Source organism: Thalassobacterium maritimum (assembly GCF_031127805.1).
GTDB lineage: Bacteria > Verrucomicrobiota > Verrucomicrobiia > Opitutales > Coraliomargaritaceae > Thalassobacterium > Thalassobacterium maritimum.
Genome location: NZ_JARXHW010000002.1, coordinates 64419 through 76985 on the forward strand (window position 1 = coordinate 64419; position 12567 = coordinate 76985).

At 54.2% G+C, this 12567-nt stretch carries 12 protein-coding genes; 6 read left to right on the forward strand and 6 right to left on the reverse strand.

Features of this window, described 5'->3' with window-relative positions:
• Positions 1-16: 16 nt before the first annotated feature.
• Positions 17-415 (forward strand): Hpt domain-containing protein, encoded by a 399-nt coding sequence (locus tag QEH52_RS01290; protein ID WP_308948119.1) that lies wholly within the window; start codon positions 17-19, stop codon positions 413-415.
• Between the two features lie 23 nt (positions 416-438).
• Here the strand turns inward: QEH52_RS01290 and QEH52_RS01295 are convergent, their stop codons facing one another.
• On the reverse strand, positions 439-585 hold the full coding sequence (locus QEH52_RS01295; protein ID WP_308948120.1) for a hypothetical protein: 147 nt from the start codon (positions 583-585) through the stop codon (positions 439-441).
• Positions 586-588: 3 nt separating this feature from the next.
• On the reverse strand, positions 589-2307 hold the full coding sequence (locus QEH52_RS01300; RefSeq protein WP_308948121.1) for a sodium-dependent transporter: 1719 nt from the start codon (positions 2305-2307) through the stop codon (positions 589-591).
• A 142-nt stretch (positions 2308-2449) separates the two neighbouring features.
• Here QEH52_RS01300 and QEH52_RS01305 point away from each other — a divergent pair, with 142 nt between their 5' ends.
• On the forward strand, positions 2450-3562 hold the full coding sequence (locus QEH52_RS01305; RefSeq protein WP_308948122.1) for an LptF/LptG family permease: 1113 nt from the start codon (positions 2450-2452) through the stop codon (positions 3560-3562).
• A 10-nt stretch (positions 3563-3572) separates the two neighbouring features.
• Positions 3573-4673, forward strand: a complete 1101-nt coding sequence (locus QEH52_RS01310; protein ID WP_308948124.1) for a class I SAM-dependent rRNA methyltransferase — start codon at positions 3573-3575, stop codon at positions 4671-4673.
• Positions 4674-4833: 160 nt separating this feature from the next.
• On the opposite strand, the gene QEH52_RS01315 is transcribed toward QEH52_RS01310, so the two are convergent.
• Positions 4834-6294, reverse strand: coding sequence for a PDZ domain-containing protein (locus tag QEH52_RS01315; RefSeq protein ID WP_308948125.1), 1461 nt, complete (start codon positions 6292-6294; stop codon positions 4834-4836).
• Positions 6287-7750, reverse strand: a complete 1464-nt coding sequence (locus QEH52_RS01320; RefSeq protein WP_308948126.1) for a S1C family serine protease — start codon at positions 7748-7750, stop codon at positions 6287-6289. Before QEH52_RS01320 ends, QEH52_RS01315 begins: the two co-directional genes overlap by 8 nt.
• Positions 7751-8041: 291 nt before the next feature.
• On the opposite strand from QEH52_RS01320, the gene QEH52_RS01325 reads away from it, so the two are divergent.
• The gene (locus tag QEH52_RS01325) at positions 8042-8881 is read left to right on the forward strand and encodes a hypothetical protein (protein WP_308948127.1); all 840 of its coding nucleotides are present in this window, start codon (positions 8042-8044) and stop codon (positions 8879-8881) included.
• A 215-nt stretch (positions 8882-9096) separates the two neighbouring features.
• On the opposite strand, the gene QEH52_RS01330 is transcribed toward QEH52_RS01325, so the two are convergent.
• Positions 9097-10143 (reverse strand): type IV pilus twitching motility protein PilT, encoded by a 1047-nt coding sequence (locus tag QEH52_RS01330; protein ID WP_308948129.1) that lies wholly within the window; start codon positions 10141-10143, stop codon positions 9097-9099.
• Between the two features lie 22 nt (positions 10144-10165).
• Positions 10166-11536, reverse strand: a complete 1371-nt coding sequence (locus QEH52_RS01335; RefSeq protein WP_308948130.1) for a type IV pilus twitching motility protein PilT — start codon at positions 11534-11536, stop codon at positions 10166-10168.
• Between the two features lie 158 nt (positions 11537-11694).
• Here QEH52_RS01335 and folB point away from each other — a divergent pair, with 158 nt between their 5' ends.
• Entirely contained in the window at positions 11695-12060 is a 366-nt protein-coding gene (folB, locus tag QEH52_RS01340; protein ID WP_308948132.1) for a dihydroneopterin aldolase, read from the forward strand.
• Positions 12060-12560 carry a 2-amino-4-hydroxy-6-hydroxymethyldihydropteridine diphosphokinase gene (gene folK / locus QEH52_RS01345; protein WP_308948134.1) on the forward strand — a complete coding sequence of 167 codons (501 nt, stop codon included), beginning with the start codon at positions 12060-12062 and terminating at the stop codon, positions 12558-12560. Before folB ends, folK begins: the two co-directional genes overlap by 1 nt.
• Positions 12561-12567: the final 7 nt, after the last annotated feature.

Consider the following 12567-nt stretch of genomic DNA (forward strand, 5'->3'; position numbering starts at 1 on the left):
TGGATTCAACAATAAGATGCCCGAAGCACCATACATTAAACACGTAAAATACGACGAGAACAGCCCGATCATTGATCGTGAGCAGCTAGATATGCTTGTTGTCAGCGATGGGGGGGAGGACGATCTTGAGTTGGCAGGCGAGTTGTTTGAACTTTTTGCCAATGAAAGTGCAGCTAAGTTGGATGCGCTACCTGAGGTTTGCTCGCAGGGCGATGCGAATCAATTACGTAACATTGTGCATTTCGTTGCCGGCAGCGCGGGCAATTTGGGGCTTGCTCGTCTCTCCGCCTTTTATCGAGGTATTGAGCAAGCAATCGACGAGCAGCGCCTGACGGATCTATCTGAAGTCGAGGCCCCCATTCGCTACGAGTTCGAGATTGCGCGCGATGCGTTTCGAACGAATTTTAACTTGTAGCCGAGCTCGATTTCAGTCGACCATCAGTCGATGTCGGGCGTCTCTTGCTCGAAGCCATGGATGTGTTCGGTCTCTTCGGGAGTCGTCATGACTTTGAAGATGCACCAAAAGAGTAGGGCGCTGACAGAGCCCACGGAGAGTAGCATAATGATCCAGCCTGCGGTTGTCATAGTCTATTGTTTCTTGTTGAGGTTTTTATAATCGGGGTTGATAGCGGTGATCAGGGTGAACAGGCCTGCCACCAGCAGAATGAGGCCTACGCTTAAGCGAGCCACCGTGTTGGGTTCAATAAATAGGTCGACGACATAGTTGCTGTAATGTGTTTCGCCAGTGCTGAGATTGATGCCGAAGATATTGGCCGCCATCCAGAGCCCAAAGATGATTAATAGGAGGGCTGGGCTGATATACTTCATCACGAAGCTGAAAAAGCGCGGAATGCGAATAGCCGCCCCTTGCTTTGCAAAGTCCAGGCCTTTGTCCGCGCCGAGCACCCAGCCAAAGATGATGATTTGAAAGGTGGACAGCACAAAGATCAGGAAAGTGCCAATCCAGAAGTCGAGCGTGTCGAGAGCTTTTACATCCTTGCTGAAGTAGACCACAAATCCGCAGCCGATTGCGGTGATTAGGCCCAGCAGCGCCACCGATTGCTTGCGATTGATTTTCATCGCCTCCTCCAGGAAGGCGATGCCAGGCTGTAGCATCGAGAGTGAGCTGGTGACCGCGGCTAAGAACAACAGAAAGAAAAACAAGAAACCAAACATTTCGCCGAAGGCCATGTTGGCAAAGACCATGGGTAACACATTGAAGCCTAGCCCGAAGGTGCCCATGCCGGCGACACCGGCCACGCCCAGGAAGGTCACAGCCGCGGGCAACGTGATCAGGCCCCCCAGCGCGACTTCGCAAAACTCGTTGGCACTGGTGGCGGCCAATCCGCTCAGCACGACATCATCGTTTTTCGACATGTAGCTGGAGTAGGTGATGATCACGCCAAAGCCCACCGAGAGTGAAAAGAAGATTTGCCCGGCCGCCGCCAGCCACAGTTGTGGGTTGAGTAATTGTTGGCGCATTGAAATATGGCGCACGCGCATGGTATCGCTATTGGCCGCAGCGGCGTTCACCGCGGCCAAGCGCTGCTCGTCAACGACCTCGCGGTCGACGACCCAAGTGCCCGTCTCATCCTTCAGCTCAACCACATGTTTGACCGGATTCCACATGAAGCCGAGGCCATTACTCACATTGCGAGCAGGCTGCTCGAGATCGGGGGTGCCCAGTGTCAGCACTCGCAGCAAAATGATGAACGCGATCACCACGAGCGTTGGCATCGCATATTTACAGAACAGCTCGATGCCCCTCGAGATGCCGCGATAGATTAATACGAAGTTTAGAATAAACACCAGTAGCAGATAGAAGCCGACTTGTTGCAGGCCAAAGCCCATGGCGCTCCCGTCCGCGCCGATTCCTATGAAATTGCCCCAGAACTCTCCTGATTGCTCCACACTGGTAAAGTCCATGTTTCCTGTCAGGAAATTGACCGCATAGCCGAGGCACCAGGCCTCGATGTAGACGTAATACATATAAATGATGACCGGGATCAACACCCCGATCACCCCGATGTATTTAAAGGCAGGCCTACGTGTGATATAGTTGAAAATGCCGGGACATGAGTTAAAGCCCGCTTGCCCGCCGTGACGCCCCATGATCCATTCAGCCCAGCAGATCGGCAGCCCGATCAGTAGAAAGGATATGAAATAGGCCAGCATAAAGGCACCGCCGCCATATTCTGCAGCTTGTCCAGGGAAGCGCAGGAAGTTGCCTAAGCCCACTGCGCTTCCGGCGACGGCTAAAATAACGCCGAGTCGAGAGTTCCATGATTCTTTGATTCGTTTAACCATCGTAATTAGTATCAAGCATTCGGAGCAGTTCCGGTGCCAGAAAAAAATAGCGTACTGACTCGCTTCGTGCCCGTTCCGTGCTTGCTGAAAAAATCCAAGCTATCGGAGTGACTTTACGTGGAGGGGGCTTTTAGATCGGTAGATGTCTTTGATTGATCGCTATGTTTTAAAAGAATGGCTTGTCGGTTTCACGCTCACCATGGGCGTGATTATTGGTATCCTGATTCTACAGAACATGTATGACTCGCTGCCCGATTTGCTCGATACCAACGCCAGCTTTAAGCAGATACTCTTTTATTACAGCCTCGCGCTGCCGACCTATCTGCCTGCGATTTTGCCCATTGCCTTGCTGGTCTCGCTGCTTTTCACCCTTGGCACTTTACACCGCAATAATGAGATTATCGCTATGCGCGCATCCGGGGCGAGCCTGCTACGTGTCAGCCGTTCACTCTGGGGCGCTGGCTTGTTGCTCACGATGTTACTGCTGTATTTGACGGCATATGTCATTCCGAAATCGGTGGAGCAGTCGCGCACCTTTTTTGATAATCTTGAGTTTGCCGCCGATGAGGCGGAGCGGGACGCGCGCGAGGTGGGGCTGATTTATAATCTCGGCTTCGATAATCGCAAAGATGGGCGGCTGTGGATTATGAACCGCTTCAGCGAGCGCGCATGGCTCGGCCTAGGAGTCAACGTGCATACTCGCGATCCATCCGGGCAAGAGTTGAGTCGTATCTCTGCCAGCGAGGCCTATTTTGATAATACGCAGGGCAGTTGGGTCTTTATCAATGGGCGCGAGTTACTACTCGACCCCGAAACTGGCGATCCGCTGCGAGCACTTACCTTTAAAGAAAAGAAATTTGAGGACTTCGACGAAGACCCCACCTTGATGCTCGCCTTGCATAAAGAGCCCAAGGAGCTTTCTTTAAACGAGTTGCGGCGTATCATTAATACGGTCACGCCTGAGGAAAATCCTTCGGTACGTGCTTACTTGGTGCAGTATTACTCCTTGTTAGCGGCTCCCTTCAGTTGTCTCGTCGTGGTGGGGATCGCAGTGCCCTTTGCTGTGGCAGGCGTCCGTACCAATCCTATGATTGGCGTTTCCAAAGCGATGGGCTTCTTTGTCATTTTTTATCTATTGATCAGCATCGCGTCCATTCTGGGCGAGCGGCAGATCATATCCGCGATGCTGGCTGCCTGGCTGCCCAACCTAGTGATGCTGGCGATGTCGGCACGACTGTTTGCCAAGGCTCGATAATTTCTTTCTTATGGAAAATTTAACAAGTATTCAACTGTCTGCAGCGCTGCCAAATTTGGGGCACCCATGGGTCGCGCTGGATCAATTGACTGGTCCGCTCCCGACTGCAGCCTGCGTGGCCACTTTGCTCGATCCATCAGGCCAAGCGCTCGGTAGCGGGCTTTTCGACCCCAGCGATTCGCTTGCGGCATGGCGTCGTTTCAGTCATGCTGAAGGCGCACACTTCGATGGAGCCTATATCGCGAGCGCGCTCAACGATGCACTGGCGCGCCGTAGCGATGAGCATTGCCAACGTTTGATTTGTTCCGATGCCGATTATTTGCCAGGCTTGGAAGTGGAACTTTATGACGGCGTGCTCTGCCTACACTCGACGCATCCCATCGTGGATGCCGAAATGGACGAAATTGTGGAGTCTTTGAAAGAAGCCTGCGAGCCCAAGGAGATCGTACTATTTCAGGCCGACGGCGTCCGCACTCTGAGTGGTCAAAACTTGAAAGCGCGTTGGATCGAGATCGATGGCATCGCCTACCGGATCGACCTACTGAATACGGAGAAGCCGCGCTTTTTCCTCGATCAACGCGAGCAACATGCACTGGTCGGAAGCCTCTGCGAAGGTCGCACAGTTCTGGATGCCTACGCGCACAGTGGCGCATTTGCTCTACAAGCCGCCCGCAATGGAGCCGAGCACGTGGTGGCGGTGGACTGCTCCGATATTTGCATCAAAGCCATCGGAGCGCAGGCGCAGAAAAACAATTGCTACGTCGAGACCATTGAGGCTGATGTGGCGGCATTTTTAGCGGAGCGCAAACTAGGCGAGCTCGATGCGATCATTCTAGACCCGCCGCATAGCGAAGCATTCGATGCCGCCGCAGTGGAGGCACTGCACACCCAAGCATTTAACTGCCTGCCCGAAGGCGGCCTGCTCGCGACTTATTGCCGTTCCACAAAGACCACGGCCGCCGAGTTTGAGGAAACGGTCGCACGCGCTGCGACCGCCGCAGGGCGTGAGGCACGTATCTTTGCCCGCACGGCACAGCCATTCGATTTTCCCGTGTTGCTGAACTTCCCCGAGAGCCGCTACTTGAAAGGTCTCATCCTTCAGGTTGAGTGAGCGGAGAGTCTTTAATAACTCCAGACATAACGTCTCCATCGGTGCGGAGACGAGCTTGCGACTTACGCTGAGCGGACAGAGTGAAGTGGTTCCACCATGCATCTATTCTAGATGAATGCTTTGAAGTTCATTGGCTATGCTTAATTTTTGCGTGCACGCTCTAATCGGAGCCTGCTTTGGGGATGTTGTAGTGTTTTAAAATACGTTGCGTGGCAGCCTCCATGGTGGCTGCGTCGAGGACCATGTGTTTGAGCCCTTGGTCGGGCATGAATTCGATGCGGTGAAACTCGTCTTGGGGCTGGGCAAGTGCCTGGGTGATGTCTGCGAGTGTGTGGATCGTTTGGCCATTGATGCGGTCGACGATTAGCTGGCGGATACTTTCGTAGCCGTGATTGTAATCGTCGGGAATGACGGAAGATAAGATGACTAGGCCGTGTCGCTCGGGGAGCTCTGCCTGGTAACTGTAGTAATCGAGTAGCAGTGGCTTGTTTTTGCCATAGGTTCTGAGGTAGGGCCCGGTGATCGGCTGGAAGAGCAGGCCGCCCGCGATTAAATATTCGGGGGCTTGATCGTAGAGATGCTCGGGCACGAGGTCTTTCTCGAATTCCGCACGCGGCAGAATGTAGTCAATCGTGAGTTCTTGATGGTCGCGCCAGATGCGCATGGAGAGAGTCTCGCCGGCATGCTTATCACGCGTCGCAAGTCCGTAGAGCGAAAGACGTCCGTAGGTCGGGTCGATGTATTTGCCGTCGTTATCGATTTCAAATCCATTGATGGCGAGTAAGACATCGCCTACGTGTAAGGTGTTGGCCGCGAGTCTGTGGGCGCCGACTTTGGTCACGACGACGCCGATATCGGTGTTTGTCATGCCTTTGGATTGCAGCAGGGCGGGGTTCTTGCCGCTCATTACGCTAAAGTCAAAGTGACCGATGCCTAGATCCTGACCGCTAGTTTGTTGTTTGAGCACTGAGGCGATGAAGGGGGCCGGTAGTATGTTGAGCTTGTCGTTAGAATAGGAGGAGGTGAGACCGACGATTTCGTTGTTGGAGAGAATCACTTCGGCCCAACCAGTGCCGTCCATCTCAGTGGAGGCGGAGAGTGTTAAGTGGTTTACGTAGCTCATCTTACTTTTGCCTATGGAGAGTCGGACGATTTCGGCGGCGCGCTCTTCGATGCGTCCATTACGCCAGCGGATGATTTGTAACTCGCCGGACTGCGGAATGTTCTCGGAGAGGCGTGTGGGGCGCATGCCTTCCCAAAATACGGGGTCCTCGACATCGAGGATGGCAATGTTCGCGTAGTAATTGATCCACTTGAGATTGGCGGTGTATTGATGCGTGATGCCGCCTTTGCGCACGCGGCAGAGCGTTTGGCCCGAGAAGCCGTCGGCTGTAGTGAGGATCTGATGTGCTCCGATGACAATGCCGTTTTTACGGCTTTGCTGGCTGCTGGTATTCCAGGGGAGGCGGTAGTTGTAGGCGGTCTTGCTGATTTCGATTTCAACCAGTGCGGCTGAGCTGTCGAATGCAGGCGCTTGGTGTGTGCGAGTTCGGTTGCTGGCTTGCGCTGCCTGAAGTAACAATAGACTGCAAAAAAGTGTGAGTGCGATGTGCTTAATCATGCTGTGCCTCGATTCTATAGGCTTGTGGGATCTGGTAGGTGTGGAGTAGTTGCGCATTGGCCTGTTCGGCATCGTCGCGGCGGAGCGCTTCCACGCGCCCCGATAGGAATTCGAAGCGGTGAAATTCGTCATCACCCGCATTCAACGCCTGTAGCAGGTCCTGCATCGAGTGTATCTCCTGACCGTTCAATTTGGTGAGAATGGATTTCGTGTGCACGCCAAAGTCGATATTACTGGGGTGTTGCAGCACTTTGGACAGCACGATCGGCTGAGCTTGCGCGTCGGCTTCATCCTGAAAGGCGCGATACAGTAGTTGGTAGAGGACATCGGTGCGGAAGTTCTTTAACCAATCTTTGCCGAGTGCACTGCAGTAGTTGTTACTGAGCTCGGTAAACACGATGCCGCCCACGATCAGATAGGGGGGCAAGGTGTCGTATTGGCTGCCAGAGATACGGTCGGCGGTATTTTTGTAAACCGGGAGGTCGATCGTGAGTTTCTGGCCATCGCGCCAGATTAGCAGATTTAGCGATTCACCATCCTGCACCGCGTCGAAAAGAATGGAGACGTGTAGGCGGTTACCTTCGTATAGAATCATGCTGTCGCTGCCGACTTCGTAGCCTTCGACTTCCAGAATGACGTCGTTCTCGCGTAGTAACTCGTGTGTCTTGGGGAAGGGCTGTAGGAGCATGTCGATGCGTGCACCGATGTTGTTATCGGGCAATTGCAGTGCTTTGCGGAAGGCTGGATTGTGTAAGCGTGCGGTGCTGATGCCCGCGTCGGGGAAGCCTTCGTAACTGCCGTCTTCAATGTCTTTTAGAAAGTGACGAATGATGTTGGGTGGAATAAAGAAGCCCGCGTTTTCGAGGTTCGGGTTGCCTTGAAAGGAGACGCCCACCACCAGGTCGCCTTGTAGGGCGGGGCCACCGCTGTTGCCGGGGTTGATGGCGGCATCGGTCTGCACAGTCAGTAGCGAGCGGTTGTAGATATGAGCGTAGCGCTGCACTTCGATCCGTGAAATGACCCCCTGCGTGTAGGAGATCTGCTGGCCGCCAGCCGGATAGCCGTAGGTGGTGACTGCGGTGCGCACTTTAGGTAGCGTGCCGATCTCGAGTGCTTGCATGCCTTCGTAAAACGCGGGGTCGAGCACTTTGATGACAGCGAGGTCACAATCGTGCCCGACGTATTCGATGGCGGCCGGGTAGAGCTTCGGGTCCTGGTAGCGACGCACTAAAATTTGCTTGGACCAGCTGACCACGTGCGCGTTGGTCATTATGCGGTCGCCCTCGATGACGAATCCACTCCCCGTGTACTGGCCGACACGTGAGGAACGCCATGGCTCGACCCAATTCGGTTGTTGTGCGAAGTTGATAATCTGCACAACCGCTTGTTCTGGGGCGGCCGCGTGTAGCGTGTAGGAGCTAAAGATCAGTAACAGACAAAGGCAGCGTAAAATCATGTGTCGTTCAGCTTTACGAATCAGAAGAGCGCGTCAAGTGCTTGGCGGGTGCTCGCGACCCACTGGTGGTATTATATTGAACGAGATCCGGGGGGGCGCGCTCTTACAGATACGCCAGCAATCGCTCGCTCCAAGGCGGGAAGGCTCGGCTCCTTGGGGAGTCCTAGCTGACATTGGTATTCTAAAATCGAGAAGCCGCTGGAAATTGGCCTTTACGCCTTTCTGTTGCGCGTGTCATCTTTAGATCAATCATCGTACCGATTTAATTTATTAGACACAAAATCTCAAAGTATGCTTTCACTTCTTATTTCAGCGCTGGTCGCTATCGCATTGGCGAGTGCCTTAAACGCTTCGCACGCTAGCACCGGCACGACCGTCATCTTCACCGTAGCCGGATTTTTTGGCAGCTTTTTCCTGATCGGGTTTCTGGTTCGGAAAAAGATGTCCAAGGCCCAAGGCGCGCTGCAGGAAAGCATGCTATCTGCTCAGAAACGCATGCAGCGCAAGGTGCAGCAGTTCCAAAACAAGCCGGGCGGCAACGTGAAGCAGATGCAACGTCAGATTGAAATGGATCAACAGCTCATGCTGAAGCAGGGCTTAGAGCTCACTAAGGGCCTGGAGCCCTTCCGCAAGTGGTCCATTCTTACGGGGCGTCAGATTGCAACCATGCGCTTGCAGTTTCACTACCAGCTCAAGGAGTTCGACAAGGTAGACGAGATTCTCGCCACATGTGGCTTTTTAAGAGGCCCTTTGATGATGGAACCCATGACGGTGGCCATGAGAATGGCGCGCTGTTATAAGAACGACGATTTAGAGGGCGCAAAAAAGGTCTACAAACGCCAGATTATGTGGTTTCGCGGCGATCGCGGCGCTTTGCTCTACGGCTTAATGTCGTGGATATATGTGAAGACTGGCGAGCCCGATGAAGCCCGTCGTGTCTTGTTGAAGGCCAAAGAGTCCACTGGAGTCGAGATCTTCGCCCGCAACTGGGAGCACCTGTCGAATGATCGTGTGAAGAGCTTTTCGAATGCAGGCTTGGGCGACGAATGGTTTAGCCTCTACTTAGAGAACCCTCCTGCGGTTAAGCAGCAGCGTATGCGCGGTAATCCCCGCAATCCGCGTGGCTTCTAACACGCCTAGGCGCAACAGATACGATGCGAAATGCGTCTGACGAATAGACACTCAGAGGCAGCTGCTAAAGGGGGACATTCAGCCTATCGACATCCGCGATGTCTTCTAGCTCATCTATGAGCTTTGAAATCTCTTTGATGCGGTCAATGCCGCCTTGGTAGTGAATGCTTAGGCCCCTCGTGTTTATTGTTGAGTGGATTTGCTGCCCGTTTCGGTTAGCTGGGCTTAAATTGCGCCTTGTCGATCGCTTTCATGTAGGCTTCTTCCTGCGTGATGATGTCTTGGTCCAGTAGCTTTTGGAGCGAGACATCCAGCGAGATCATACCTGAGCTACGGTTCTGGTCGATGATATTACGTATGCTGGCGAGCGCGTTATTGCGTATGCAGTTGGGCAGCGAACCGTGCTTGAGTAGAATCTCATGTACCGCGATGCGGCCGCCGTCTTTGCGTTTGCAGAGGAGCTGCGAGACGATGCCGCGTAGGGTTTCTGCCAGCATGATGCGGGCCTGATTTTGCTCGTCGGCTGGAAAGGTGTCGACGATACGATCGATTGTTTTGGTGGCACTATTGGTGTGCAAGGTGGCGAAGACCAGCATGCCCATCGCTGCGCAATTTAAAGCGAGGCGGATGGTTTCCATACTGCGCATTTCGCCGATTAAAATGACGTCGGGATCGGCGCGCATGGCCCCGCGCAGACCGGCGGCAAATGAGCGAGAGTGCTCGCCGACTTCGCGGTGCAAGATGGTGCTTTTCTTATCTACGTGAGAGAATTCGACCGGGTCCTCTAAGGTGATGATTTGGCGTTCGCTGCTCTCATTGATCTGGTCGATAATGGCCGCGAGTGTCGTGGATTTTCCACTACCGGTGGGGCCGGTGACCAGCACTAGACCTTCTTTGTATTCGGCGATATTTTTAAGTGCGGGCGGCAGGCCGAGCTCGTCGATGCCTGCGATCCGTGAGGGAATCTGACGCAGCACGGTGGCCATGCCCTTACTATTGCGAAAGAGGTTCATCCGAAAGCGTGCTTTGCCGGGAATCTCGTGCGCGAGGTCGGCATCGTGGGTCTTGAGGAAAGACTCCCAGCGGTGCTTGGGCGTGACGGCTTGTAGCATCGACTCCATCTCGCTGGTTTGAATGGGCTGATCGTTAAGGGGGTGAATGACGCCATCGATGCGTGTTTTGGGCGGAGCACCCACGGAGAGGTGGAGGTCGGAGCCGCCTCGTTCGAGCATTTCTGTGAGCAGTGTGTTTAAAGTGTTCATACTGTGGGGAAGTGTGTGGTGCTTAGTGGGCGTTTTCGGCGTTGAAGCTGTGCTCGGCCGCAGTTTCAGGGCTGATTTTGCCTTGTTTGAGGAGTTCTTGCACGGAGTCGTTCATGGAGCGCATCCCGTGCTTCTTGCCGGATTGCATGGCATTTTGGAGCCCGGTTTCTTTACCGTCGCGTATGATATTGGCTACGGCATTGGTGTTGACTAGTAGTTCGCAGGCGAGCACCGCCTCGTCATCGACGCTGGGCAGTAGGCGCTGGCATAGAATGCCGCGCAGGGAGCCGGCCGTCATCGCGCGGATCTGGCTTTGCTGCCGTGGTGGGAACACATCGAGTAGACGGTTCAAGGTCGATGCGGCATCGTGGGTGTGCATGGTGGCGATCACCAAGTGCCCGGTCTCCGCGGCGGTGATGGCCATTTCGATCGTTTCTAGATCGCGCATTTCGCCGATCACGATAATGTCGGGGTCCTCGCGTAGTGCGGACTTGAGTGCAGAGTTAAAGGATAGGGTATGATCGCCGATCTGGCGCTGGGTGACAATACTGTTGGCAGACTCTTGCATCACTTCGATCGGATCTTCGACTGTGATGATGTGTTCTTTGCGGGTCTGATTCAGTTCATTGATCAGGCTGGCGAGTGTCGTGGTTTTACCACTACCAGCGGGGCCTGTGACTAAAATGATGCCGTTGTGGTAGGTGAGTAGTTGTTGGATGTCGGGCGCATTGGGAAAGCCGAGCTCTTCGAGGCTCATGATGTGGTCGGCCACCACGCGATATACGCCAGAGATACCGTTTTTGTGCTCCATTAGATTGGCGCGGAAACGCATGCCAGTCTGCGCGTCCTCGTTGTCGATGGTGAGCGCGTAGTCGAGATCCCAGTCGGTCTCGAACTGTTTGCGCTGCGCATCGCTGAGTAGGATGAGATTCATGCGGCGCGCCAATTCATCAGACAGAGGGGTGTTGCTTAGGTATACAATCCGGCGGTGGTGACGGATGCGCGGCCGGGCGCCGCCTGTTAGGTGTAAGTCACTGGCGCCGATTTTTTGACATTGGGCGAAGAGCTTTTTCAGGGCGTCGAGTAGTTCGGAGTCCGACAGCTCATTGAGGGCGGAGAATTTAGGGAAGCCCTCGGCACTGGTTTCGGCTTCTAGGGTAATACCGGGCAGTTCGGGCAGCTCGAATCCTTGTTGCGCATTTTGCAGTGCGGCATCGACGGCACCTTGCAGGAATTCTGTGTCGCTGACCCAGCCAGTACTGGCTAATAGTTTCGCGACGGAGTGAATGTCGGTCTCGGGCTCGAGATTGGCCGCCATGCCGGTGATTTGACCCGTCGTTAAAAGTTCGTTGTCAGAGCAAAAGTGAAGTAGCCAGTGGATTTCGGGGCGCATGTGCTATGTTTTTTTTAAAGAGAGTGGAAATTCGAATACGAACTTTAGACTGATTTGAATCAATCTTTTATGCAAATGCGGGCGCTATTTTAAGCTCTGAATTGTCTCGGCGGAATTGTGTTCTTTCCATTCGTGACGGCCACGCTTTTATTGCTCGTATGCAGACTGCGAAAATTGAGCTTAAAGAATTGGTATTTTTCGCCCGGCATGGACTTCTTGCTGAAGAGGCCGTGCTCGGGCAGCGCTTCCGCGTGGACGTGGTGGCGGAGCTCGATCCCTCGCTGGACCTTGCGCAAGATACGCCGGAGTCGACGGTCAATTACGTGGAACTCTTCGATACGGTGAAGACGATCTTTACCGGGCAACGCTTTAATATGATTGAGGCGGCGGCGGATCGAATTGCAGCAACTATTTTAGAGCGCTTTACCAAGGTTCAATCAGTCACCGTGACCGTAAAAAAGCCTTCGGTGCCGGTCGATTGTATCTGCGATTATTTTGCTGCGGAGGTGACACGATGCCGCTAGTGCGGGCATACCTCGCGCTGGGCAGTAACCTCGGCGATCGACTCGGGCAGATGCAGGCCGCACTGGAGCGCTTGACACTGCAGCCAGCACTGAAGGTGGTGCAGGTGAGCCCCGTCTACGAGAACCGCGCTGTTGGCATGGGGGAAGTGGATGACTTTCTCAATGCGATTGCTGCTGTCGATACCTCACTTGAGCCCTTAGACTTGCTCGATCGCTGCCTGATGGTGGAATCGGAGCTCGGGCGTGTGCGCAGCGGGCAGTGGGCCCCGCGCACCATCGATCTGGATGTGATCGCCTACGGCGAGGCGGTGATCGATCATGAGCGGCTGCAGCTGCCACATCCGCGCATTGAAGAGCGCGATTTCGTGCTGCATCCGCTGCAGGCTCTCGCACCTGACCTGCGCATCCGAGGGCAACGTGTCGCGGATTTGGCGGCGACTTTATCGATGGACGCATTGACACTGCGCAGCTGTGAATTACGCCTGCCTTCTGTTGATTGAGCTCTGA